Source organism: Sporosarcina sp. SAFN-015 (genome assembly GCF_051966875.1).
GTDB lineage: Bacteria > Bacillota > Bacilli > Bacillales_A > Planococcaceae > Sporosarcina.
Genome location: NZ_JBQCKP010000016.1, coordinates 1 through 24,161 on the forward strand (window position 1 = coordinate 1; position 24,161 = coordinate 24,161).

At 45.1% G+C, this 24,161-nt stretch carries 22 protein-coding genes and 1 tRNA gene; 20 read left to right on the forward strand and 3 right to left on the reverse strand.

Annotated features, from left to right (window positions below):
• Positions 1-650 precede the first annotated feature (650 nt).
• Complete coding sequence (locus ACTHPA_RS17965; protein ID WP_440502267.1) at positions 651-1,169, forward strand: sigma-70 family RNA polymerase sigma factor; 519 nt, start codon at positions 651-653, stop codon at positions 1,167-1,169.
• Complete coding sequence (locus ACTHPA_RS17970; protein WP_440502269.1) at positions 1,162-2,334, forward strand: hypothetical protein; 1,173 nt, start codon at positions 1,162-1,164, stop codon at positions 2,332-2,334. Before ACTHPA_RS17965 ends, ACTHPA_RS17970 begins: the two co-directional genes overlap by 8 nt.
• 136 nt (positions 2,335-2,470) lie before the next feature.
• Here the strand turns inward: ACTHPA_RS17970 and ACTHPA_RS17975 are convergent, their stop codons facing one another.
• A complete protein-coding gene (locus ACTHPA_RS17975) occupies positions 2,471-3,166 on the reverse strand; it encodes a hypothetical protein (protein WP_440502271.1) in 696 nt (231 codons plus the stop codon).
• A complete protein-coding gene (locus ACTHPA_RS17980) occupies positions 3,159-3,983 on the reverse strand; it encodes an ABC transporter ATP-binding protein (RefSeq protein WP_440502273.1) in 825 nt (274 codons plus the stop codon). The genes ACTHPA_RS17975 and ACTHPA_RS17980 overlap by 8 nt, the downstream gene beginning before the upstream one ends.
• Positions 3,984-4,162: 179 nt before the next feature.
• Here ACTHPA_RS17980 and ACTHPA_RS17985 point away from each other — a divergent pair, with 179 nt between their 5' ends.
• The 10 genes from ACTHPA_RS17985 (at position 4,163) to ACTHPA_RS18030 (ending at position 13,178) form a co-directional block, all read left to right on the forward strand.
• Positions 4,163-5,146 (forward strand): ABC transporter substrate-binding protein, encoded by a 984-nt coding sequence (locus tag ACTHPA_RS17985; protein ID WP_440502275.1) that lies wholly within the window; start codon positions 4,163-4,165, stop codon positions 5,144-5,146.
• On the forward strand, positions 5,146-7,110 hold the full coding sequence (locus tag ACTHPA_RS17990; protein ID WP_440502276.1) for an iron ABC transporter permease: 1,965 nt from the start codon (positions 5,146-5,148) through the stop codon (positions 7,108-7,110). Before ACTHPA_RS17985 ends, ACTHPA_RS17990 begins: the two co-directional genes overlap by 1 nt.
• A 95-nt stretch (positions 7,111-7,205) precedes the next feature.
• The gene (locus ACTHPA_RS17995) at positions 7,206-8,798 is read left to right on the forward strand and encodes a putative polysaccharide biosynthesis protein (RefSeq protein WP_440502279.1); all 1,593 of its coding nucleotides are present in this window, start codon (positions 7,206-7,208) and stop codon (positions 8,796-8,798) included.
• A gap of 4 nt (positions 8,799-8,802) precedes the next feature.
• On the forward strand, positions 8,803-10,260 hold the full coding sequence (gene mazG / locus ACTHPA_RS18000) for a nucleoside triphosphate pyrophosphohydrolase (protein ID WP_440502281.1): 1,458 nt from the start codon (positions 8,803-8,805) through the stop codon (positions 10,258-10,260).
• The gene (locus tag ACTHPA_RS18005) at positions 10,257-10,547 is read left to right on the forward strand and encodes an RNA-binding S4 domain-containing protein (RefSeq protein ID WP_440502282.1); all 291 of its coding nucleotides are present in this window, start codon (positions 10,257-10,259) and stop codon (positions 10,545-10,547) included. Before mazG ends, ACTHPA_RS18005 begins: the two co-directional genes overlap by 4 nt.
• Positions 10,548-10,632: 85 nt before the next feature.
• The gene (gene yabP, locus ACTHPA_RS18010; RefSeq protein ID WP_440502284.1) at positions 10,633-10,929 is read left to right on the forward strand and encodes a sporulation protein YabP; all 297 of its coding nucleotides are present in this window, start codon (positions 10,633-10,635) and stop codon (positions 10,927-10,929) included.
• Positions 10,926-11,393 carry a spore cortex biosynthesis protein YabQ gene (gene yabQ, locus ACTHPA_RS18015; protein ID WP_440502285.1) on the forward strand — a complete coding sequence of 156 codons (468 nt, stop codon included), beginning with the start codon at positions 10,926-10,928 and terminating at the stop codon, positions 11,391-11,393. Before yabP ends, yabQ begins: the two co-directional genes overlap by 4 nt.
• A 55-nt stretch (positions 11,394-11,448) precedes the next feature.
• Positions 11,449-11,865 (forward strand): FtsB family cell division protein, encoded by a 417-nt coding sequence (locus ACTHPA_RS18020; RefSeq protein ID WP_440502287.1) that lies wholly within the window; start codon positions 11,449-11,451, stop codon positions 11,863-11,865.
• 126 nt (positions 11,866-11,991) lie between these two features.
• Entirely contained in the window at positions 11,992-12,411 is a 420-nt protein-coding gene (locus ACTHPA_RS18025; RefSeq protein WP_060204384.1) for a S1 domain-containing RNA-binding protein, read from the forward strand.
• Between the two features lie 323 nt (positions 12,412-12,734).
• Entirely contained in the window at positions 12,735-13,178 is a 444-nt protein-coding gene (locus tag ACTHPA_RS18030) for a DinB family protein (protein ID WP_440502289.1), read from the forward strand.
• Between the two features lie 143 nt (positions 13,179-13,321).
• Here ACTHPA_RS18030 and ACTHPA_RS18035 read toward each other — a convergent pair.
• A tRNA-Met gene (locus tag ACTHPA_RS18035) sits at positions 13,322-13,395 on the reverse strand.
• Positions 13,396-13,590: 195 nt separating this feature from the next.
• On the opposite strand from ACTHPA_RS18035, the gene ACTHPA_RS18040 reads away from it, so the two are divergent.
• The 8 genes from ACTHPA_RS18040 (at position 13,591) to cysK (ending at position 24,045) form a co-directional block, all read left to right on the forward strand.
• Positions 13,591-16,002 carry a SpoIIE family protein phosphatase gene (locus ACTHPA_RS18040; RefSeq protein WP_440502291.1) on the forward strand — a complete coding sequence of 804 codons (2,412 nt, stop codon included), beginning with the start codon at positions 13,591-13,593 and terminating at the stop codon, positions 16,000-16,002.
• Between the two features lie 42 nt (positions 16,003-16,044).
• On the forward strand, positions 16,045-17,430 hold the full coding sequence (tilS, locus tag ACTHPA_RS18045) for a tRNA lysidine(34) synthetase TilS (protein ID WP_440502292.1): 1,386 nt from the start codon (positions 16,045-16,047) through the stop codon (positions 17,428-17,430).
• Between the two features lie 28 nt (positions 17,431-17,458).
• Complete coding sequence (hpt, locus tag ACTHPA_RS18050) at positions 17,459-18,001, forward strand: hypoxanthine phosphoribosyltransferase (protein WP_440502294.1); 543 nt, start codon at positions 17,459-17,461, stop codon at positions 17,999-18,001.
• 222 nt (positions 18,002-18,223) lie between these two features.
• The gene (gene ftsH / locus ACTHPA_RS18055; protein ID WP_440502296.1) at positions 18,224-20,248 is read left to right on the forward strand and encodes an ATP-dependent zinc metalloprotease FtsH; all 2,025 of its coding nucleotides are present in this window, start codon (positions 18,224-18,226) and stop codon (positions 20,246-20,248) included.
• A gap of 126 nt (positions 20,249-20,374) precedes the next feature.
• A complete protein-coding gene (locus ACTHPA_RS18060) occupies positions 20,375-21,139 on the forward strand; it encodes a type III pantothenate kinase (RefSeq protein WP_440502298.1) in 765 nt (254 codons plus the stop codon).
• A gap of 16 nt (positions 21,140-21,155) precedes the next feature.
• Positions 21,156-22,043 carry an Hsp33 family molecular chaperone HslO gene (gene hslO / locus ACTHPA_RS18065; RefSeq protein ID WP_440502300.1) on the forward strand — a complete coding sequence of 296 codons (888 nt, stop codon included), beginning with the start codon at positions 21,156-21,158 and terminating at the stop codon, positions 22,041-22,043.
• Positions 22,021-22,944, forward strand: a complete 924-nt coding sequence (locus ACTHPA_RS18070; protein ID WP_440502301.1) for a peptidyl-prolyl cis-trans isomerase — start codon at positions 22,021-22,023, stop codon at positions 22,942-22,944. The genes hslO and ACTHPA_RS18070 overlap by 23 nt, the downstream gene beginning before the upstream one ends.
• A 174-nt stretch (positions 22,945-23,118) precedes the next feature.
• Positions 23,119-24,045: a cysteine synthase A gene (cysK, locus tag ACTHPA_RS18075; protein ID WP_440502302.1), complete on the forward strand. Its 927-nt coding sequence runs from the start codon at positions 23,119-23,121 to the stop codon at positions 24,043-24,045.
• Positions 24,046-24,161 lie beyond the last annotated feature (116 nt).

Here is a 24,161-nt window from a genome sequence, read left to right on the forward strand (position 1 = left end):
GAGTCCGGTTCAATACCGTCTTCACACCAGCCAACTAGCTGCGTAATATAAAACTCTAACTTTTAGGGGTCACATCATCGGTGTGGGTGGGCTGTTTTTTTAGTGGATAGGATGCATTCAATTTTTGAATGATAATTTATTTTATTCATAAATAGATTCTACATAATCAATACCTTTAGCTGTAATACTTACAACTGAACTATCACCTGAAATATCTAAATGAATATAGCCAGATGTAACAAGATAATGATAAGCCAAGTGTTTTTCGCTATTTCTTTCCCCATATAACTCATTCGTTTTGACAATCAAACAATTGTTTTGTGTAGGAGAAAAAAATGAAGATTATATAGTTCCTCTAAAATTGCTAGTCTTAATTTCTTTCGCTCTTGTATTGATTTAACATCTATCATATTATCGTCTTCCTTTTCGCAGTGTAATCAAACAGTTATGAAACGACTAGATATTTCCATAGCGCACTACAAAATTATCATTCTTTAAATAACGGTGCAAATTTGTTGTCTTTACAGCTGGGCTGCCGGGTTTTTGTTTGTCGGCAATAGTGCCGAACGAATTAGGTTTAAAATAATTCTGAAAAAACAAACCTCCCCTATTTGAGAATCGTTTACTATATAGGGAAAGGGGTTGAAGCTGTGACCGGTACGAATGAACTAAAAGAATTAATGTTTCAATACACGGAGTATTTAATTCGGCTTGCTTATTATTACGTGAAAGACCTCCAAGCGGCAGAAGATATTGTGCAGGAAGTATTTATAAAGTTTTACGGCAGTCAAAGCAAATATGAAGAACGAGGAGAAGTTAAGGCCTACCTAACAACAATGACGGCTAATAAAAGCAAAGATTATTTGAAAAGCTGGACGTATAGAAAGGTGAAATTGCAAAACAAATTATTCCAAACAGAATCTGCAAGAAAAACAGATGAATTGGTTAGAAAAGATGAAGAAACACTAATTGGAGAAGCAATTCTTCAATTGCCGTTGAAACAACGTGAGGTCCTCATTTACTTTAATTTTGACGAAATGACGATCGCTGCGATTGCAAGTCTTTTGGCCATACCTGATAGTACAGTCAAAACCCGATTGCGACGCGGTAGGGAACTGTTGAAAAATCAGCTAATAGGAATTGAATGGGAGGTACTATTAAATGGATAAATTCATTCCTACTGAAGTGAAGGATGTAACGGAAAATAAAAAAAGGGTTATGCAAAACGTTGTAGATGAAATCCAAAACAGATCAAAAAGACCAAAACATAATTGGAGATATACAGTAATTGCCGCTGTAATAACAATGAGCGCAATGCTTTTTGTATTAAACGAAGTATTGACTGAAAATGACCCGTCTGTAGCCAACCAACCATCTCGAGCGGAACTAGACATAGATTTATCAAAACCTATATTCTCCGAAGAAGAAGGGATATTTTATCTTGATGGAATAACGTTAGGTGACTCCCAATCAAAAGTAATCACAGTTTTTGGTGAGGATTTCACAATCGTGCAAGAGGATGACAGTGAAGAGGACGGCAGTGAGGTAGACGTTGTAATGAATTATGAGGGTCAGGTGAAATTCTATTTTATTGAAGATGAATTAGATTCAATCGTATTTATGAATGTAGATGAAGATTACTTCGACAGATTATTTAATGACTATGGTGGATTTAAATTTATATTTCATTGGTATCTTGATAATGATAATCGTTTATTCTACTCCAAGGAGACTTCCCAACTACTGCATGCATCAACGATGTCGATGGATGGAAACCTATACTTATCCCTATTTCGTGCCGGACCGGATCACTGGGAACAAAAAGCAGAGTATCTATACAGGACGCAACAGAATCTTAAAAATCAACACCCTTCTCCAACCAACACGGAAGTGGATTCCACTAAACCCACATTCACTGAAGAAGAAGGCTACTTCTATCTACTTGGCGTGACAATAGGTGATTCACCATCAAACGTAATTGAACGATTGGGTGATAATTTTATAATCGAGCAGTCTGATATGAGTGAATCTGACTTCTACCTAGATTATGGAGGGGTTGCAAGTTTCGGTTTTTATAACGATAAAGTAAATTCGATTGTATTCAGAAAAGTAGATAAAAGATATGTTGATGAATTATTTAATGATTATGATGGAATTAAAATTGCGTACGAAGATGATACTGATCGTTTTATCTACTCCGAGGAGACGTATCAAGTAATGAAAGCATCAACACAAACACCTAATAAAGACCTTTATTTATATATAGGATATCCTGGCCCGGAATTCTGGGAACATCCAGAAATGAAAGGTATTCCGAATCCTTGGAAACAATAATAAATCATAGATTATCTTTTAATAATAAAAGAGTTAAAGTAAAGGATGAGAGCACATCTCAGTTAGTGGAGTCAGCCTATAGACAGAACAAAAAAACAACCTGCACGTACCGGAAAATCGGTGCGGGTAGGCTGTTTTAAGTCCTATTCAACGGACAATAAGGACATTTCTCTGTATCGGGCAGTTCCTTCAATAAGCAGCAAGTCGTTCGTTTGTAATTAGACATGGCGGCAAGTGGTTCTTCACCCTGCAAATACTGTTTAAAGGGTGAGCGCCTCATATGCGGCTTCCATGTTTCATCTTCCATTAAGAAATCAAGGTCACTTGGTGCAGCAGGACAGTCTTCGTTAAGAAGCATGGAATATATCCATAGCACATAGCCCCATACATTCTCCCAAAGAATCAGCTTGGAAACATGCGCGCGCTTGCCCATATATTCGACGACTGGATGTCCGTATTGCTCAAGAATGAAACGGATCGCTTCGTGTCGGTCATGGACGTCCCCGAATGAGTCAGGCGGAATAGTAAACTGAATCGTCCCGTTTTCGATGAATAAAGAGATGTCCTCCAATTTGCCGGTAAAGAGCAAGTTGAACTTGCTCAGCATATGGAACAGCCCCGTCATGAAGAATCCGTGCCTCCTCATATAAATGGAAGCCGCCACAGCGTCTGTCGGCGATTCGGATAATGCTTTAATTTCCAAAAATAATTTAGTAGTGCTCGCCGTTTCCGACAAAGTTGCTTGTGCGTTCGTGAATGCGTCAGGCTGCCTGTTCAGAAAGATGCCAAACCGTTCTAAAGATGCAATGTGCTCTTCGTTCAGCTTAGGCACCTGTATTGCTCCTTACTTGCTGCACGACGCAGCGTCCACGGCCGAAAGGAACACAATGCGGCGTTCCGAAAAGGGGATCCGTCGACACTTGGCATTCCATGCTGAACACTGCGCGGACGAGATCGCAAGTAATAATATCTTCCGGTCTACCTTGTGCGTATACCCCACCGTCTTTAATGGCGACAATATTATGGGCATAGCGAGAAGCCAAATTCAGATCATGGAGCACCATGACGATCGTGCGGCCTTTTTGTTCATTCAACTCAAACAAAAGGTCTAAAATTTCGATTTGGTGCGTCATGTCAAGATATGTCGTAGGCTCATCCAACAGAATGACATCCGTGTCTTGTGCAAGTGTCATCGCAATCCACGCACGCTGGCGCTGGCCGCCCGATAATGTATCGATTGCCTGGTCACGAAGATCGCTTATTTTTGTCGCTTCCATCGCAGCCTCGACCTTTTTCGTATCTACTTCCGTCCAACGGGAAAGCCACGATTGATGAGGGTAGCGGCCTTGTTTAACAAGGTCATGAACAGTCAATCCTTCAGGTGATACGGGACCTTGTGGGAGGATGCCCATTTTCTTCGCAACATTGCGGGAAGACATCGAATGGATATCTTTCCCCTCCAACAAGACGGAGCCGTCCGAAGGTTTCAACAAACGAGCGATCGAACGAAGCAAAGTGGATTTCCCACAACCGTTGCTTCCGACGAAGACGGTGATTTCACCACGGGGGATTGCCAAATTTAAATTCTCAAAAAGAAGGTGATCTTCATAGCCGATGGACAAGTTTTTCGTATTTATCGTAGGGTGCATGTATAATGCCTCCGTTTCATTCGTAATCCAAAAGAAAGCCGACTCTTATTACTAAGTAGCATACCATATTCTCGTACAATTGAGAATGATAATCATTAATCTATGAAATCACTTTACAAATACCTAACTGACAGATTACACTACTAACTGATAATGATTATCAGTGTGGAGGAGAATATATGAATAAATTCATGAAGACCGTACTTTTGTTAGTACTTAGTGCAGTTCTGTTAGTTGGCTGCTCTTCGAAGAAGAATGAAGATAAAGGACCAGTCAATGAAGCTGAGGGAAGCGTAACAATCACAGGTTCGAACGGTGAAGTGACGCTTGATAAGCCTGCTAAGAAAGTCGTTGTGCTTGAGTGGACATACGCAGAAGATCTGCTTGCGCTTGGCATACAGCCAGCAGGTATGGCGGACATTCAGGAATATCATAATTGGGTGAACATCGACGCGGAATTGAGCGATGATGTCGTTGACGTCGGTGGAAGGCAAGAGCCGAATTTGGAAGCGATCGCTGCAATTGAGCCGGATTTGATCATTGGTGTTAGCTTCCGTCACGATGCAATGCTGAAGGATTTGGAGAAGATTGCTCCGACAGTCATCTTCAATCCATATCCGGAAGACGAGTCCATTGATTTGTACAAGGAAATGACGACGACCTTCAATGAAATCGCGAAGGCTGTAGACAAGACGGATGAAGCTGAAAAAGTGTTGGCGCACTTAGATGAGAAATACGAGGAAGCGAAAGCGGAAATCGATAAAGCAAACTTGAAAACGAAGGATGTCATCTTGACGCTCGCATACACAGGTCCGCAAGCTCCGGAAATCCGTGTATTCACGCCGAACTCCATGGCTTCCCAAATCCTTGAGAAGATCGGTTTGAAAAATGTGCACGTGCCGGATCAGTTTGAAGTATTCGGATCCAGCACATTCAACGTCGAAGGCTTGACGAAATACGAGGATGCGAACTACTTGTATACGGTGCAGGAAGAAGACAATGTATACGAAAAGCAATTGAAAGATAATGCGGTTTGGAAAAACTTGAATTTCGTCAAAGAAGATCGACTATTTAACCTCGGTTCGGATACTTGGTTGTATGGAGGTCCGCTGTCAGCTGAAACATTGTTGAATCAAATCGTCGATACGATGGTCAATAAATAATGGCGAGAAAGGCTACAGGGAAAAGATCGTTGTTCGTTATGATCATCGGTCTTTTCCTGTTGGTCGTTTTATCCTTCATCCATCTGACACAAGGCCAAGCTGATTACACAGTTTCCCAGCTCATGAAGGAAGTTTGGGTGGAGGGGCGCATCCAGGATATCGTGCTTTCACTTCGGCTTCCGCGGTTGGCGATCGGTATTTTAGCGGGTGGTGCGCTCGCTGTGGCGGGTGCTATCTTGCAGACATTGACGAATAACCCGTTGGCGTCTGCAAGCACGCTCGGCATCAATGCCGGTGCGTATTTCTTTGTTGTAGTGTCGATGATTTTCTTTCCAACGTTGCTCGGCGACTTTCCGTTTCTCGTTGCGCTTGCAGGCGCGGTGCTTTCGTCCATCCTTGTCGTCGTTCTGGCAGGGAAGCAGATGGAGCCTGTTCGTGTCGCTTTAACAGGGATGATTATCTCCTTGCTGTTTGCCTCTATGACTGGCTCCTTGCAGCTTTTATTCGAGAATCAGACGAACGGCCTCTTTTTATGGGGATCAGGTACACTTGTACAGTTGAATTGGAGCGGTGTCACATTTGCGGGTCCGATGATCGTTGTCCTGTTCATCCTTGCATTAGGGATTGCGAAGCCGATGGATATTTTGTCGTTAGGTGAAGATGTTGCGTCTTCACTTGGCCAAAATGTACGCTTCATTAAATTGATGGCATGGGCAGCAGCGATTTTGCTTGCGGCAACGACAGTAAGTGTCGTCGGTCCGATCGGATTCATCGGTTTGATGGCTCCGCATATTGTCCGGATGTTAGGCGTCCGTGGCCATTTGCAAATCTTTCTTCAGTCATTCCTATGGGGTGCTGTCATGATGATCGGTGCGGACGTGCTCGGTCGGCTCATCCAGCCCGGACAGGAAGTGCCTGTCGGTGCGATGACAGCATTGGCTGGCGGACCTTGGCTGCTCTATTTAGCTTGGAAAACGGCGAAATCACATACGAAAGGCGATCGCCAAATGGGCGGAACGTTGAAGCCGGTCAAGTTGCCGGTCGTCATTTCAATCGTCGCGGTTTTGATCGTTGCTGTCTTTGCCTTGGCATTTTCCTATAACGGGATGGCCTGGTCGCTTGATTGGATGAAACCAGTCGTCTGGAATTTCCGCGTGCCGCGTGTGCTCACAGCTTTCATTATCGGGGTGCTGCTTGCGCTTGCGGGTGTTTTATTGCAAGGCGTCCTGCGGAATCCATTGGCGGACGCAAGTGTGTTGGGCGTCACCTCGATGGGTGGAGCAGGTGCGATGTTGCTATTGGTCGCAATTCCAGCGATCCCTGTACAGTATATGCCGCTTGGCGCGGTAGTAGGAGCCGCCGTTGCTCTTGGTATCATAATGGTGACAGCGTGGAAAAACAACTTTCAGCCAATGCTCGTCGCTTTGATGGGAATCGCGATCTCGGCATTCGGTTCCGCCGCAACGCAAGTATTTGTTGTGAAGGCGAAATTGGCTGTTGCCGCGGCACTTGTCTGGCTTTCAGGCAGTACGTACGGAAAAGGTTGGGAGGATGTGCAGCTCTCGTTATTGTTTTTCGTTCTACTAATCGGTCCAGCCGTCTATTTAACACGCAGCTTGGATGCGCTGACATTCGGGGATGATGTGGCAGCGGGTCTCGGCTTGTCTGTCAAATCGACGCGTGTCTGGGCGCTTGTCGTTGGGGTGACGATCAGTGCAGCAGGAGTGGCGATTGTCGGAACAATCGGCTTTGTCGGGCTTGTCGCGCCTCATATCGCTCGTAGATTAGTAGGCTTCCGCCATTTGCCGCTGCTTGTCGTTTCAGGCTTGCTAGGCGGTCTGCTCTTAGTGACAGCGGACTTTGTTGGACGCATTCTGATTGCGCCGAAAGACATTCCAAGCGGTCTCGTCGTCGCATTGATTGGAACGCCGTATTTATTGTATTTATTAAGGAAAATGAAATGACACAGCCACACGCTCATTTGCATAAGAGCGTGTGGCTGTTTTTACGTTGGTGGTATACTATAGTATACCTATTAAACATCGAAAGAGGCGCAATTATGTCCAAAGCGGATTGGAATATGAAAACATTCATGAAAGGTGCGTCGATATTGACGATATCGGCGATCATCGTCAAATTGCTGGCGGCGGTATACCGGATTCCATTTCAAAACCTTGTCGGGGATAAAGGGTTTTTCATCTACCAGCAAGTGTATCCGTTCATCGGTATTTTCATCGTGTGGACATCGTATGGCTTTGCGGTGGCGGTTTCGAAGTTGCTCGCGGGTAGCACAAGCAGTGGGGAATCGAGGGCGATAAAGCGGGTCGCCTTTCTCTACTTGGCCGGATTGTCATTATCGTTTTTCGTCATTCTCATGACGTTCGCTCCGTTTTTCGCGCAGGCGATGGGAGATCCTGGACTTGTTTCACTTCTGCGTGCAGGTGCTTATATCGTGCTCGTCATGCCGATGCTTGCAGTATTGAAAGGTTCATTCCAATCGGAAGGGCAGATGACGCCTGTTGCCGTTTCAAATGTCGGTGAGCAAGTGTTTCGTGTCGCGGTTATTCTCATTGGCACGTGGCTCGCTGTACGGGCAGGTGCTTCGCTTTACACAGCCGGTGAAGTGGCAATGTGGGGTGCAGTCGTTGGGGAGACGGCGGGAGTTGTCATACTAGCTCTCTATTACCGGAATGCATTCAAAGGACCACTTTTGAAAATAGATACGTGGCGGGTCGTGAAGGAATTGACGTTCGTCAGTTTGAGCGTCAGTGCGAGCTCGCTTATCTTGCTGTTATTCCAGCTTGCTGATTCGTTCACTGTATATAATATTCTTCTTGCGGAAGGATTCATGTCGGACGCAGCCATGGAGCTAAAAGGTGTGTATGACCGTGGGCAGCCGCTCGTCCAGATGGGGATTTTGATTGCATCGACGTTGGCGCTTGCGATCGTCCCGCTTATTGCGCATCATGCAGCGAAAAAGGAAGGACGAGGCGCGGAGCCGTTCATACAGCTCACGTTCCGGACGGCGTTTTTATTCGGGTGGGCAGCTGCCATCGGGCTTGCGTTCGTCCTTCCATACGTGAATGAAATGCTGTTTGAGACGCGGAATGGCTCTGTTGCATTGATTATATTTGCGTTTCAAATCTTTTGGTTGTCGCTTATCTTGCCGTTGACCGCAATATTGCAAGGAGCTGGCAAAGTGAAAATCCCTACGCTGTTGCTTTTAGGTGGTCTTGTCGTGAAAATAGTTGCGAATCAATTAATAGTCCCTCTCTACGACGTAACAGGCGCAGCGATTGCCGGAAATATCGGCTTTGCAGCGATATCGGTTGGGCTACTGTTTTATTTCAAATCTGTATGGCCGATTAGGCTTGCTCCTATTCGTTTTTATGGCTGGCTCTTCCTAGCGACACTAGCGATGGCGGCGGTTATCTTCCCGTGGATGCTTGCGGCGGATCGGATTTTATTCGACAACGTCTCATCTCGAATTGGAGCGACGTTGACGGCACTAACAGCTGTTGCTTTAGGAGCGGGCGTTTTCCTAGTCGTTGTCATGAAATCACGTATAATGGCGGAGAAGGAATGGTATTTGCTGCCGTTCGGAAAAAGGTTGGCCCGTGTACAATTAATTCTCAATAAAAATAGAAGGTGAATGGATGAATACAATTACGATTATCGGCCTTGGCGCCGGGGATCTTGACCAGCTGTCCCTTGGAACATATCGAAAGCTGAAGGAGGCTGAGTTCGTCGTTGCGAGGACGGACCAGCATCCGGCGATTGTGGAATTAAGGGCGGAAGGAATGGCAATAGAGAGCTTCGATGACGTCTACATTGAAAATGATGCATTTGAGCAAGTGTATGAAGAAATTACGGAGAAAGTAGTGTCGATGGCAAAAGACAGAGCAGTTACATATGTCGTGCCAGGGCATCCGCTTGTAGCAGAACGCACCGTGCAATTATTAATTGAAAAAGAACGTGCTGGAATTGTGCAACTTGAAATCGCGGGGGGCAACAGCTTCCTCGATCCGATTTTTGCAGCGCTCCGGATCGATCCGATTGAAGGATTCCAACTGCTCGATGGCACGGATATGAAACGTGATGACGTGATGATGACGCAGCACGTGCTAATCGGCCAAGTGTATGATGCGTTTATCGCTTCCGAAGTGAAGCTGTCGCTCATGGAGAAGTATGCGTACGATCATCCGGTGACGATTGTGACAGCGGCAGGCTCTTCATTGGAAAAGCTTCGGACGGTGCCATTATTCGAGTTGGACCGTGAGACGGAAATCGATAATTTGACGACCGTTTATGTACCTCCGGTTATGGAGCGTGAAGGTCGACTGAAGGAATGGTCGACATTCCGGGAAATTATCGCTGCATTGCGTGCTCCTGATGGCTGCCCGTGGGACCGCGAGCAAACTCATGAATCGCTGAAACGATATTTGATTGAGGAAACGCATGAGTTGCTCGAAGCAATTGACCAGGGGGACGATGAAGGAATCATCGAGGAATTGGGAGATGTGCTGCTGCAAGTGTTCTTGCATGCGCAAATCGGCGAGGACGACGGCTATTTTGCAATGGAAGACGTCTTGCAGTCGGTCGGAGATAAAATGATCCGCCGCCATCCGCATGTGTTCGGCGATCGAAACGTGGAAAATTCGGATGAGGTCTTGAAAAACTGGCAGGAAATTAAGAAGACAGAAAAGCCGCAAGCTGAATCGCTCTTGGATGGACAAGCACGTCATAGTTCGTCGCTGCTCACTTCTTTTAATTACCAAAAGGAAGCAGCAAAAGTCGGTTTCGATTGGCCGGATATTACAGGGGCTTTCGATAAATTTGAGGAAGAATGGCAGGAATTCAAGGACGAAGTGGCGAATGGAACGAAGCAGAGCCAGACAGACGAACTTGGCGACGTCCTATTTACATTGGTCAACTTGTCGAGGTTCTTGAAACTGTCTCCAGAGGAAGCGATGGCTCATGCCAATGAGAAATTCAAACGGCGCTTTTCGTTCGTCGAACAGAGCGTAAATAACGGCAGAGGAGAATTCTCCGCTTATACGCTAGATGAATTAGAAGAATTTTGGCAACAGGCGAAAGGGGAAGAAAAGAAATGAGATTAGATAAATTTTTGAAAGTGTCACGTCTGATCAAACGGCGGACATTGGCGAAGCAAGTGGCCGACCAAGGTCGGATTACGATTAACGGAAAAGTGTCGAAAGCCTCGTCGGTCGTGAAACTGGGCGATGAACTTGCTATCCGATTTGGCCAAAAAATCGTAACAGCAAAAGTTGAAATGTTGAAGGAATCGACAAAGAAAGAAGACGCTGCGTCAATGTTCACGATTGTGAAAGAAGAGAAGCTTGAAAAGGTTGAACTTGAGTTTATTGACGATGAAGATTGAGAGCATGACAGGAATTTTTCCTGTCATGTTTTTTTATGCGCCCGCATAAGATGGCAGTGAACGTACAAGCAAAGGGAGGAATAGTATGCAAATCCAGACGGATAACCCAACATACGCAATCCCATCGGGCGATCATGTCGTCACGATGAGGAACCGAAAAAGAATGGATCTTACATCTGTAAAAACAATCGACCGGTTCGACCAAGAGGAGTTCATCATCCGGACATCACAAGGAGTATTAGTAATTCGTGGGGAGGAGCTGCGTATCGTCCATTTGGATGTAGATAAAGGGCTTCTTACTTTAGAAGGCACGATTAGCACGATGCAATACGACGAAGAAGATGCAAGTTCGCGTGGTTTCCTCCATAAATTATTTGGATGAGCCTCTCCGTCCAGTTTCTTAGTCTTCTTGCAATGATTGGGACAGGCATCGGGGCCGGGGTATTCATGGACTTGATCGGAACGGGCGTAGATGCGACCGGCAAGAGATCGATCATCCGGAAGTACGCGGTCCCTTTGGAAGTAATCGGATGGATTCTGATTGGATGTGCATCATTCTACGTTCTTTTCATTGTCCGGGATGGAGCGTGGAGGATGTACGATCCGGTCGCACAAATCTGCGGCTTGCTTCTATACGCTTCGGTTTTTCATCGGCCTTTCAGGTTTCTTGGAAGGATCCTGAATATGCTGATCATTAAACCGATATGGTTCATCATCAGTCTTGTGGCAAAAATTATTAGCCAAGTGTTCAAGCTGCTCGTCAAAATTACGAGAATACTCCTTACTCCATTTATCTATCTTTATAATAAAGTCTCTGAATCTCTCTTTAAATCTGATGAGATATGATGTATAATTACTAGACTTATCGGATTTCGTAAAGTGATGAGAGGGAGTGCAGGACATGGAGCAAAGGAAAAGGAAATCATCCACGACCGTTGCATCGATTGAAACTGAATATATCCGCTCGTTGCGTAAAAAAGAAATTTGGAGAAACAAGCAGAAAAAGCGGCTCCAACGAAAAATGTTCCTCTATGCATTGATCGCTTTCGTAGTACTCGGCGGATTGACGAATATGTATATTCAGCAACAGCAGACGCTACAGGAGAAGGAACAGCGAAAAGTGGAAACGCTCGCCAAGTTGGAAGAAGTGAAGGAAGAGCAAGATCTTCTGAAAAAACAGCTTGTAAAATTAGACGATGATGACTATATTGCCAAGCTTGCACGGAAAGAATATTTCTTATCAGATAAAAATGAAATCATCTTTACAGTTCCTGAAAACAAGAAGAAAAAAGACGAAAAAGATGACGGAAAAGAGTAGTCTTATTGACACTCTTTTTTTGTTGGCTATAATGAAAGTAAGGATCTTGCACTTGCAGGACTCGCCATTTGGTAAAAAGGCTTCTGAAAAGCGGCCGTTTAAATCTTAAGGAGGAGCATTTTTTTTATGTCAATTGAAGTAGGCAGCAAGTTACAGGGGAAAGTTACAGGGATCACAAACTTCGGTGCGTTCGTTGAACTGCCGAACGGTTCAACTGGTCTGGTCCATATTAGTGAAGTAGCGGACAATTATGTGAAGGATATCAATGACCACCTAAAAGTAGGCGATATGGTTGAAGTGAAAGTGATGAATGTCGGCACTGACGGAAAAATCGGGTTATCGATCAGAAAAGCGAAACCGGAAGCTGAACGTCCTCAACGCCCTCAACGTCCTCGTCACAGCGGTGGCCGTCCTAGCCATAACGAGCGTCCGGAGAATTTTGAGCAAAAGATGGCTAAATTCATGAAAGACAGTGAAGAACGCCTTTCAACTTTGAAAAGAGCAACAGAATCTAAACGCGGTGGCCGTGGCGCAAGAAGAGGGTAACTTGCTGGCTGTTTCAATTAGTGGAAATGAATCTCTTATGAGCGATCTAGCATCTATTTAAGATGTTGGATCGCTTTTTTGTTTACGATGTTTTAGAAATGAGAACTTTATCGGCTTAAACGAAAAGTTTTCAGAATGAACGAGAAGTTCTTTAGCTGAAACGAGAACTTATTGGGGTTTAATGAGAAGTCATTGCGTCTTTACGAGAACTCAGTGGGGTTTAATGAGAAGTATTGGGTAGAGTAAGAGAACTTTCCTAACCGGATCAAAGGAATTCCCTTGTATTTGGTCGAAATAATAATGAAAAAGGGGGCTGAATTGGAATGAACGAAATTATGAACAAACTTCGAAAGTATTTGGAATGGGCAGATTCATTGCACTCATTGACTGAACAACAGGCGAATGCACCTTACCAGGAAGGAAAATGGTCGCCGAAGGAGATTCTTATGCATATGGCGGAATGGGACAAGTTTACTTTGGAGAATCGGCTACATCGAATGAAAGAATCAGAGAAGCTTGAGGATGTGGAGTGGGGGCCCTTTAATGACAGGGCTGCAAATCTCGCAAACGAATACTCCTTTGACGAAGTGATCGCAATGGCAAAACAGCATCGGCAGCAAATTATAGAATGGCTTGAAGGTTTGGATGAAACGGAATGGACGAAGCCATTCAACATTGGGGAGCATGTTCTGACATTAAAGGAATATTTCTCAGATTTTGTTTGGCATGATACGCATCATAAGGAACAAATCGAGTCGATTCGATAAGTTTGGAAGTGTGTCAATGAGTTGTGCATCATTAGGAGAGTCTTGCGCGTGTAAGTAAGTTTCTGAGGATTTTTAGGGGTTTATGCGTTTTTCGGTATAAAAAAAGTTGACCTGTCAAATTGACAGGTCAACTTTTTCGATTATAGCGGCGGAGGGGGTCGAACCCACGACCTTACGGGTATGAACCGTACGCTCTAGCCAGCTGAGCTACGCCGCCATGTTGTTCAATTGTTTCTGAACGACAATAATCATAATACATGGCTCGACGGTGTCTGTCAACCTTTCGTTGGAAAATAGAAAAAGACTTCGGAACGAGTCGAAAGTTTTTTTGAGCCGCTTGTCAGGAACAGACAAATTCTTTGGCTCGACCTATGTATACTCAGGGACAAGTAGACATAGGGGGAATGTGGAGATGAAGATGATAGGCAATCTTGAAAGACCGGTGGGCCAGCAGATTCGTCAGGTGTTCGACACTGTGGGGAAGCGGAAGATGTATGTATTGGTGGCAGCGTTCTTTTTACTGAGTACGTTTTTCTTGTCGCAAGCTGTTCTGTTTGACGCCGCGGTTCCTTTTTTCTTGCCAATTTGGGCGTTAGCGCAGATGCGCTTCAGGAATCATCTCATTTATGTATTCATCGGGGGAATTGCAGGAGGGGCTTTCCTAGGGGTGGGACAAGCAGTGATCCATCTTATGCAATTGCTGTTGTTCAATGTAGTGAGCAAGCATCCTTTTATGAGGAAGTCCATTCCATTGACAGTTGCTGGGACGATCATTGTCGTTCAGTTTCTTTGGCAGTTTGTTATGAATAGCGGACATACGCCGGTCGATGTGCAATTGACCATTGGCTTCGAAGCGATATTAGCACTGTTCATGACGTTTTTCCTTTTCGTCGCTTTTCCTCACCGGGAGCGCATCTTTTTTGGCCAATGGTCACCGGAACGTCTTGGAGCGGTATGCATTGTAGGGATTATGGCGACGACGGGAATGGGCAATCTTATGGTCGGCCCGATTTCGATTTCAGGATTGCTTCTTCATCTGACCATTTTGCTCGCAGCTCTAGCCGGCGGTCTTCCTTTTTCCACTTCGATTGCAATGATGATTGCGGCGATTGCTGGAATTGCGGAATTATCGTTTACCGGCATGATGGCTGTGTATGGAATGACGGGCTTTTTTGCAGGTGCTTTACGCCGGCTAGGGAAATTAGGCATTGCAACAGGCGGCTTTGCAGTATCCGTTTTCTTCCTGTTATATGACTTTACTTTGCCGCTTGATAATTCCCATTTCTTTACGATTGGCTTAGCTACTCTATTATTTTTCTTCATCCCGACAAAAAAAGTGGAGCCGCTTAGTCGAATGATTACACCTAGCGGTCAGCAGGATATTTCAGTGAAGCGGCAACAATGGCTGACCGATCGTCTAGATGAGCAATTATCCGATTTTCAGCAGTTTGCCGAATTTATGTCCAATCTTGTAAATGATCGTTTCTCTTCAGATGATGGACATGCTGCACAGAACATCCCGTCGATTTGTCAGTCATGTTTTAGATATTCAAAATGCTGGGAGGGAAATGAGGAAGGGATGGCTCGTCTGCTTTATGAGTGGGAAGGGACCTATTCAGCAACTAAGAAAGCGGCACGCCATCGCGTCGAAGAGAGGATTAAATATAAATGCGTCCGCTCTGCGGGTTTGATCACCGAACTGGAAGAGTCGGCTTCCAACCATCTTCTAATGGGGCAGCTTCAGCATGGGCGGAAAATGTTAGCGTTGCAATTGAGGGATATGAGCAATCATTTAGAAAAAATCATGAATGATATTAAGGGCGATTTGTCAGTTAACCATCTTGCAGAGGAGGAATTGGGGAAGCATTTGCAGTCACAGGAAATCGAATATTATCAGATTGATATTTTATCAGAAGAGAAGGGAGCTTATCGAATCGTCATTTCAATTCCAGAAAGACGTTCGGATTTCGAAACAGATACTACAGTGGCAGAACGTCTCATCTTGCCGCTTTTAGAGGAGGTCTATCGCGAACCATTTAAAGTGGAGAAGACTGTCGTGCTGCAAGATCCTTTCCCGCATATTCAAATCATGCTTTGCTCAGCTGTCCGTTTTTCCTTGGAATATGGAGTAATGGCGACGGCTGGCGGAGGGACATTCCATGCTGGTGATGCTTATGAAGTGTTCCCTATCCACGATGGTCTCACCGCTGTTCTACTGTCGGACGGAATGGGTCATGATATGAATGCTTATCGGGAAAGCCGGAAAGTGATCCGCCTTATGCGAGAATGCCTGGACCGCAAAATGGATCCGGAAACAGCAATGCATACATTGCATTATATGATGTCGTTGAATGGGCTGGATGACATGTATGCGACGTTGGATTTGGCGTTGATCGACTTGCAAGATGGACGGCTATGGTCTTGGAAAGCGGGGTCGATGAGTACGTATATTAAGCGTGGCCAAGATTTCCTCCGACTTGACAGTAAATCGGTACCTGTCGGATTCCTTCCTTCGTTTTCCGTGGAAGCGACAAATGAAGAGTTAAAATCAGGCGATATTATCGTCATGTTGACGGACGGCGTGTTTAGTGGATCGATTTCGATGGAAAAGCAGGAAGATGCAATCTATGGAATATTGGAAAAGTACGAGCATCTTGCCTGTGAGCCGCTAGCAGACCGCATTATGTCTGAAATGGAGAGGAGATTTGGCGTTGTAGCGGATGACAGAACAGTATTGATAATGAAAGTTGAACATGTATTACCGAAATGGACGACAATAAAGCCTACAAATCGATTTATTTCCCGGGAAAAAGTTATGGGGTAAAATAGGGGGAGACGAAAATTCAACATCATGGAGGGGCGGAATATGCAGGCGTTTGAGAGGAAAATCATTGATTTCATTCAGAGAGAGAGTTTGCTGTCCTCCGGTCGAAGAGTCCTTATTGCTTGCTCGGGAGGAGTAGATTCTGTAGCACTTTTGCTTTTTATGACTATATTCCGCGAGAAATTGGGGATTGAAGTGGCTGCTGTCCATGTCGATCATATGCTTCGCGGAAAAGAGTCAGCAGATGACGGCAAGTTCGTGAAGGGAATTTGTGATAAGCTTAGAATTCCTTTTTTCGGAGGGAATGTGCCTGTACCCTCCATCTTGAATGAGGAAGGCGGAAATGTGCAGGACGTCTGCAGGGCTGGAAGATATGAATTTTTTAAAAATGTGATGATGGCGGAGTGCTACGATGTATTGGCAACCGCCCATCATGCCGAAGACCAATTGGAGACAGTGCTAATGCAATTATCCAAGGGAAGCGCCCCCCTCGGCATCCCGGTGAGCCGAAGAGTCGATGGCGGGAACGTTATTAGACCGTTTCTTCCTGCAATGAAAGAAGAGCTTCGAATGTATGTGAAGCAACATGGAGAGCAATTTAGGGAAGACCCAAGCAATGAAAGCGACGCCTATTTACGGAACCGGCTCCGCCATCGTGTAGCGCCGGCCATTTTGTCTGAAAATCCTTCTGCAGCACTGAATGTCGTTAAAATGACAACAAGCTTGCAGGAGGATGAAATGCTGTTGAACAGCTTGGCGAAAGAGCGTTTTGCATCCATTGTGACGTTCACCGAAGATGGGCTTCCGACCTTTCCATCCGATATGTTCATATCCATGCACACTGCTTTACAAAAGCGCTTCATTCCACTACTATTGAATTATCTTTACTATGGGGAAACGACGCAGGTAGAATATAACACGGCACTTTTGAATCAATTGCATCACCATCTTTCCACAAGTGCCGGAAACATGACAATTGACCTTCCAAAAGGATACCGATTTGTAAGAGAGTACGGTACGGTTTCGATTGTAAAGAATGTGGAAGCTCCGGACAATTCGATTCAAATGTTGCGAAAAGGTGAATGGATAAGTTGGGGAGATATGCTGTTGTATTGGAACGATGCGGACGCCTGTGACGTGGAAGCTGTCGAATCGATGTATTTCGATTTACCTGAATCCGAGTTGCCTCTTTATGTGAGGGGCAGAAAAGACGGGGATCGCATATTGCTTCCGGGCATGGCGCAACCGAAACGCTTGTCCAGATTGTTCATTGACGAAAAAATCGGCGCTGAAAAACGGCGGATATTGCCGATTGTCACAACTGCACACGGTGAAATTTGCGCCATTCCTGGCGTACGATATGGCATCCAGTTCAAGAATCGAAAAAATGAACGGGAAAAGTACATATTCAAAATGAAAGTAAAGTAAAATTTCAAAGGAAAAGAGAGGGAACTCGATGTTGCAAAACGATATTGAAGAAGTGCTCATCACAGAAGAACAGATCCAGGAGAAAATTGCGGAGCTTGGTGCTGTCCTGACAGCTGATTACCAAGATAAATTCCCGCTTGCGATCGGTGTCCTAAAAGGGGCATTGCCTTTCATGAGCGACTTGATCAAACGGATCGATGCGTATATCGAATTAGATTTCATGGATGTATCAAGCTATGGAAATGCGACAGTGTCTTCTGGAGAAGTGAAAATCGTAAAGGACTTGAATACAAGTGTTGAAGGCCGGGACGTCTTGATCATCGAAGACATTATCGATAGCGGTAAGACATTGAATTATTTAGTTGACCTTTTCAAATACCGGAAAGCGAAATCCATTAAAATTGTTACGTTGCTTGACAAACCAACGGGTCGAAAAGTGGATTTAAAAGCGGATTATGTCGGATTCCTTGTGCCGGATGCGTTTGTTGTCGGGTATGGGCTTGATTACGCAGAAAAATATAGGAACTTGCCTTATATCGGTGTATTGAAAAAGGAAATCTACTCTTTCTGAAAGCTTTTCAACAAACCTTTACAAGGGGCGGTGGAAAGCTTTTTCCATATTCCGTCCGAAGTTGGCATACTATCATCTACGATTGTGGAGCCCTAAATCTATGCGGTTGAAAGATAATTCCGTTTTTCAAGCATGTAAGAAAGGCTTTTCCTTTGTAGGTTGAATCTGTTATATGATAAGATTTACAATAGTTTTCTGTTGAAAGAAATGAGGAGGCTTGGGATGAATCGTATACTTCGATACTTTCTATTATACGGATTGATCTTCCTTGCAATTATGGGGATTTTCAGTTCACTAAATAATCCAAACCCGAAAACGAAAGAGATTCGGTATGATCAATTTTACGAAGCATTGAAAAAAGGCGATGTTGAATCCATGTCACTTCAGCCGGTTCGTAACGTTCTGACCGTTGAAGGTACGTTGAAGGGCTATGAAGAGGGAGAGAAATTCACGACGAATGTCCTGATGAACGACGAGGCCATCATCGGTGAATTACAGACGCTTGGAACAACGAGCAACCCTGAAATCCAAATTCTACCTGCACCAGAAACAAGTGCATGGGTAGCCTTCTTCACAGGATTAGTTCCTTTCATCATCATCATCATCCTATTCTTCTTCCTCTTGAATCAAGCACAAGGCGGCGGTGGCGGCCGAGTGATGAATTTCGGAAAAAGTAAGGCGAAGCTCCATTCCGATGACCGCAAAAAAGTCAGATTCACTGATGTTGCGGGTGCAGATGAAGAGAAAGCCGAGCTTGAAGAAGTTGTGGATTTCTTAAAAGATTCCCGTAAATTTGCTGAACTTGGAGCGCGTATTCCAAAAGGAATCCTTTTGGTTGGACCTCCTGGTACAGGTAAGACGCTTTTGGCACGTGCGGTTGCCGGTGAAGCCGGTGTTCCGTTCTTCTCGATTTCCGGTTCGGATTTCGTTGAAATGTTTGTAGGGGTCGGTGCATCCCGTGTCCGCGACTTGTTTGAAAACGCGAAAAAGAATGCGCCATGTATTATTTTCATTGATGAAATTGATGCAGTCGGACGTCAACGGGGCGCTGGTCTCGGAGGCGGACATGACGAACGTGAACAAACATTGAACCAGCTCTTAGTCGAAATGGATGGATTTGATGGTAACGAAGGAAATATCATTGTTGCCGCTACGAACCGTCCGGATATCCTTGACCCGGCGCTTCTTCGTCCAGGACGTTTCGACCGTCAGATTACAGTCGGTCGTCCGGATGTCAAAGGCCGTGAAGCAGTTCTGAAAGTGCATGCGCGTAACAAGCCGCTTGACGAATCAGTCAATATGAAAGCTCTTGCGCAACGTACTCCGGGATTCTCGGGTGCTGACTTGGAGAACTTATTGAACGAAGCTGCATTAGTGGCAGCTAGACGTGGAAAAGCGAAAATCGACATGGCAGATATCGATGAAGCGACAGACCGCGTTATTGCGGGACCAGCTAAAACGAGTCGTGTCATTTCCGAAAAGGAAAAGAACATCGTTGCATTCCACGAAGCGGGTCACGTCGTTGTTGGACTCATGTTGGATGACGCAGAAATCGTCCATAAAGTGACGATCGTCCCTCGCGGCCAGGCCGGCGGATACGCGGTTATGTTGCCGAAAGAGGACCGTTACTTCATGACGAAGCCTGAACTTCTCGACAAAATCGCCGGACTCCTTGGAGGCCGCGTGGCGGAAGAGGTTGTCCTTGGGGAAGTTTCCACTGGAGCGCATAACGACTTCCAACGCGCTACAGGTATTGCACGTTCTATGGTAACGGAATACGGTATGAGCGATAAGCTCGGTCCGATGCAATTTGGCCAGGCGCAAGGCGGCAACGTCTTCCTTGGCAGAGACTTTAATTCCGAACAGAACTACTCTGACTCGATTGCATACGAAATCGACCAAGAAATGCAGCGCATCATCAAGGAACAATATGATCGCACTAAAAAGATTCTGACGGAGAATCGCAACTTGCTCGACTTGATTGCTACGACGCTTCTTGATGTGGAAACATTGGATGCAGAGCAGATCAATCACTTGAAAGACCACGGCACATTGCCGGAGCGTTCATATGATCAAAACGGAAATGGCTCACAACAGAAATCGGATGACACCGTCGCTGAGAATGATAAAGACACTGTGCATTCGGATTCGACAGGTGCGCCTGCAGATCCATCCATCGGAGATTTGCCGAAAGAGAATGGTGGAGAGCAATCTCTTCCATCGATCGATGAACATAGAAGAGATTGACGTTACAGCTCAATTTTAAAAGACAACATTCCAGTCGACTGCTTTTTAAGGCAGTCGACTGTTTTTATTTATGCCTGTTATGTTATGATGTTTTGGAAAATGACGAATGTTAGCGAGGAAAAGAATATGATCTTAGTATTGGATACAGGTAATACGAATATCGTTCTTGGCGTTTATGATAAAGGTGAGTTGAAACATCATTGGCGCATGGAAACGTACAGGCAAAGAACGGAAGATGAATACGCCATGTCCGTGAAAGCGCTGTTTACCCATGCTGGTCTCAGTTTTGAAGATATAAATGGCATTATCATTTCCTCTGTCGTTCCGCCGGTCATGTTCCCGCTGGAACAGATGTGCAGAAAGTATTTCAACTTGCGTCCGCTCATCGTTGGTCCTGGCGTCAAAACAGGATTGAATATAAAATATGAAAATCCGCGCGAAGTTGGTGCGGACCGTATCGTCAATGCGGTTGCAGCTATTCACGACTATGGATCTCCGCTGATTATCGTCGATTTTGGAACTGCGACGACATTCTGTTATGTGAATGAAAAGGGCGAGTATATGGGAGGTTCAATTGCGCCGGGCATCGGCATCTCCATGGAAGCCTTATTTGATCGGGCATCCAAATTGCCGCGTGTTGAATTGACGCGGCCGGATGATATTATTGGCAAAAACACTGTTTCTGCGATGCAGGCCGGAATTGTTTTCGGATATGTTGGTCTTGTCGAAGGTATTGTCGGCAGGATGAAAGCACAAAGTAAGGTGGAGCCGACTGTTATTGCGACAGGTGGACTTGCCGAATTAATTGCCAGTGAAACACAAGTTATTGACATCGTAGATAATTTCCTTACGTTGAAAGGACTTCATTTGATTTATGAAAGAAATGTTTGAAGGGAGTAGAAAATAAATGAGTGATTATTTGATAAAAGCATTGGCTTTTGAAGGGACAATTCGTGCGTATGCAGTGAATTCGACAAACGCAGTAGGTGAGGCGCAGAAGAAGCACCATGTATGGCCGACTGCTACAGCTGCTTTGGGTCGGACGATGACAGCGGGCCTTATGATGGGTGCAATGCTGAAAGGTGAGGAAAAACTGACGATTAAAGTTGAGGGGAACGGACCGGCCGGACCGATTGTCATCGATGCTGATGCAAATGGTGACGTAAAGGGATATATTACGAATCCGCAAACCCATTTTGATTTGAATGAACACGGAAAGCTTGACGTAAGACGCGCGGTCGGTACGGAAGGGATGCTGTCGGTTGTGAAAGACCTTGGGTTACGGGACTTTTTCACTGGACAGGTTCCGATTGTTTCCGGTGAAATCGCGGAAGACTTCACCCAATATTTTGTTGTGTCGGAGCAAGTTCCTTCTGCAGTGGCGTTAGGTGTTCTTGTCAATCCTGACAATACAGTAAAAGCTGCTGGCGGCTTCATCATTCAAGTGATGCCAGGTGCAACGGAAGAGACAATAAGCAGACTTGAAGAAAAGCTGTCGAATGTCGAACCGATTTCCAGAATGATTGACCGTGGTTTGACACCTGAAGAAGTATTGGGAGAAGTATTAGGGAAAGAGAATGTTGAAATCCTTGATCGTATGGATGTTGCGTTCCGCTGCAATTGCTCGAAAGAACGTTTCGGCAATGCGATCAAGGGACTGGGTGAGCAGGAAATCCGGGAAATGATTGATGAGGACGGACAAGCGGAAGCGCAGTGTCACTTCTGTTTGGAGAAGTATGTATTTACGAAAGAAGAACTTGAAGGATTTATTGATGAAATACGGTCAAGGTCGTAACGTCCAGGAGACGTCCCCTCAAAGAAGAAGATTGAAAACGAAGCCGCTTCTTATTCTCATCGGCATCCTTTTTGCTTGTAATGTCCTTTGGTTTATTGGATGGCTTATCCCCGACAAATCGAAGCAACCCGATGAAGAGGTTGCTTCGGTAGCGGGCGAAGCGATTACGAGAGCCGAGTGGATGACAGCTATGGAAAAGGAAGTTGGACGAGAAGTGCTTCTTGACCTAGTCAATAATAAGGTGATGGAAACGGCGGCAGAGAAATACGGCATCAAAGTGACTGACGAGGAAGTTGAACTTGAACTGGCGCTCATCACTTCGGTAGACGGTCGATCACATTCAGGTATGGATGTAGAGCAAACTCGGCAAAAAATCCGTGCAAACCTTATCTTAGAGAAAGTATTGTCGAATGATGTGGTCATTGATGATGCATCAGTAAAGTCATTTTATGAGAAAAACGAATCCCTCTATAATATTTTGACTGCCTACCGAACTTCTGTCATTATCGTTCCGACGAAGGAGGAGGCGAAGCAAGCACTCGATGAGTTATCGAAAGGGTCAAGCTTCGATGCATTGGCCAAAGAGTTGTCGACTGACCTTGCGTCTGCCAGTCTAGGCGGTGACATAGGTTATATTAACGCAGAGACCGAGACTATCGATCCTGCAATCTACAAAGCTGCATCAAAATTGAAAGAAGGCAAGATCGGGGATGCTATTGAACTTCAAGATGGTACATATGCGATTATCCTTGTGAATGAGGTAGTTGAAGGCAGGGCGTTCTCTTATGAGGAAGTGAAGGATCATATTAAACGCGAGTTAGCCATCGAGCAACTTCCGCAATCGGTAAATCCGGAGGCGTTCTGGAAAGAATTCGATGCGAAATGGTTTTACGGAAAATAAAAAGCTGTTTGGAGCCCATTATGAAGGAGTGGTTCCGAACAGTTTTTTTAGATTATACATTTAGAAAGAGGGAAAGGATAAAGGAGCTATAAATGATTGACAGTGCTCACAATTCAGGTGTACTATTAATACAATAAAACATATCAAATAAGTAGGGATTAGGAGTGGGTAGGAATGAGTAAAGTCGGAAACACGATTGCGGACCTAGTTGGAAAAACACCGCTCGTCAAGTTGAATCGCCTAGCGAGTCCAGACAGTGCAGACATCTATCTAAAACTAGAATACTTCAATCCGGGATCGAGCGTTAAAGACAGGATTGCCCTTGCGATGATTGAAGCTGCTGAAAAGTCAGGGGAATTGAAGGAAGGCAGTACAATTATTGAGCCGACGAGCGGAAATACAGGCATCGGTCTCGCGATGATTGCAGCTGCAAAAGGATATAAAGCGGTACTCGTCATGCCGGACACGATGAGTATGGAACGTCGGAATCTATTGCGTGCATACGGTGCTGATCTCGTCCTTACACCAGGAGCGGAAGGGATGAAAGGGGCAATCGGCAAAGCGGAAGAGCTTGCTGAGAAGAATGGCTGGTTCATGCCGCAGCAATTCAATAACGAAGCGAATCCGGAAGTGCATCGTCTGACGACAGGACCGGAAATTGCAGATGCATTCGATCGTGTGGATGCATTCATTTCAGGTATCGGCACGGGAGGCACAATTACCGGGGTGGGCAGCGTATTGAAAGAGCGATTCCCAGAAGTGAAAATCATAGCAGTAGAACCGACCGATTCGGCAGTCCTTTCAGGCGGAAAACCAGGACCTCATAAAATCCAAGGGATCGGTGCAGGCTTCGTCCCGAAAGTTCTCGACACGGACATTTACGATGAGATCATTCAAGTGACGAATGACGAAGCGTATGATACAGCAAGAAGAGCAGCACGAGAAGAGGGTATATTAGGTGGCGTTTCTTCTGGAGCGGCAATCTTCGCGGCTCTCCAAGTTGCAGAAAAGCTTGGAAAAGGAAAAAAAGTCGTCGCCATCCTACCATCGAATGGCGAAAGATACTTAAGCACACCGCTTTATCATTTTGAAGAAGAATAAGTGAAGGATTGATGAAGGAGAGAGCCGATGAGGGCTCTCTTTTTTGATTCTAATACTAGCCTAAACGATATGGTAAACGTTAAGATAACTATATTATGAGAAGTTGGGGGAAAACG

What these genes read in the sequence shown, in the direction of transcription:
- ACTHPA_RS18040 (WP_440502291.1), top strand. Translation starts at nt 13,591, where the DNA reads ATGAAGATGATAGGCAATCTTGAAAGACCGGTGGGCCAGCAGATTCGT.
- tilS (WP_440502292.1), top strand. Translation starts at nt 16,045, where the DNA reads ATGCAGGCGTTTGAGAGGAAAATCATTGATTTCATTCAGAGAGAGAGT.
- ACTHPA_RS18070 (WP_440502301.1), top strand. Translation starts at nt 22,021, where the DNA reads ATGAAATACGGTCAAGGTCGTAACGTCCAGGAGACGTCCCCTCAAAGA.
- ACTHPA_RS17970 (WP_440502269.1), top strand. Translation starts at nt 1,162, where the DNA reads ATGGATAAATTCATTCCTACTGAAGTGAAGGATGTAACGGAAAATAAA.
- ftsH (WP_440502296.1), top strand. Translation starts at nt 18,224, where the DNA reads ATGAATCGTATACTTCGATACTTTCTATTATACGGATTGATCTTCCTT.
- ACTHPA_RS17995 (WP_440502279.1), top strand. Translation starts at nt 7,206, where the DNA reads ATGTCCAAAGCGGATTGGAATATGAAAACATTCATGAAAGGTGCGTCG.
- yabQ (WP_440502285.1), top strand. Translation starts at nt 10,926, where the DNA reads ATGAGCCTCTCCGTCCAGTTTCTTAGTCTTCTTGCAATGATTGGGACA.
- ACTHPA_RS17990 (WP_440502276.1), top strand. Translation starts at nt 5,146, where the DNA reads ATGGCGAGAAAGGCTACAGGGAAAAGATCGTTGTTCGTTATGATCATC.
- ACTHPA_RS17985 (WP_440502275.1), top strand. Translation starts at nt 4,163, where the DNA reads ATGAATAAATTCATGAAGACCGTACTTTTGTTAGTACTTAGTGCAGTT.
- ACTHPA_RS18020 (WP_440502287.1), top strand. Translation starts at nt 11,449, where the DNA reads ATGGAGCAAAGGAAAAGGAAATCATCCACGACCGTTGCATCGATTGAA.
- ACTHPA_RS18060 (WP_440502298.1), top strand. Translation starts at nt 20,375, where the DNA reads ATGATCTTAGTATTGGATACAGGTAATACGAATATCGTTCTTGGCGTT.
- cysK (WP_440502302.1), top strand. Translation starts at nt 23,119, where the DNA reads ATGAGTAAAGTCGGAAACACGATTGCGGACCTAGTTGGAAAAACACCG.
- ACTHPA_RS17980 (WP_440502273.1), bottom strand. Translation starts at nt 3,983, where the DNA reads ATGCACCCTACGATAAATACGAAAAACTTGTCCATCGGCTATGAAGAT.
- ACTHPA_RS18030 (WP_440502289.1), top strand. Translation starts at nt 12,735, where the DNA reads ATGAACGAAATTATGAACAAACTTCGAAAGTATTTGGAATGGGCAGAT.
- ACTHPA_RS18005 (WP_440502282.1), top strand. Translation starts at nt 10,257, where the DNA reads ATGAGATTAGATAAATTTTTGAAAGTGTCACGTCTGATCAAACGGCGG.
- hslO (WP_440502300.1), top strand. Translation starts at nt 21,156, where the DNA reads ATGAGTGATTATTTGATAAAAGCATTGGCTTTTGAAGGGACAATTCGT.
- mazG (WP_440502281.1), top strand. Translation starts at nt 8,803, where the DNA reads ATGAATACAATTACGATTATCGGCCTTGGCGCCGGGGATCTTGACCAG.
- yabP (WP_440502284.1), top strand. Translation starts at nt 10,633, where the DNA reads ATGCAAATCCAGACGGATAACCCAACATACGCAATCCCATCGGGCGAT.
- hpt (WP_440502294.1), top strand. Translation starts at nt 17,459, where the DNA reads ATGTTGCAAAACGATATTGAAGAAGTGCTCATCACAGAAGAACAGATC.
- ACTHPA_RS18025 (WP_060204384.1), top strand. Translation starts at nt 11,992, where the DNA reads ATGTCAATTGAAGTAGGCAGCAAGTTACAGGGGAAAGTTACAGGGATC.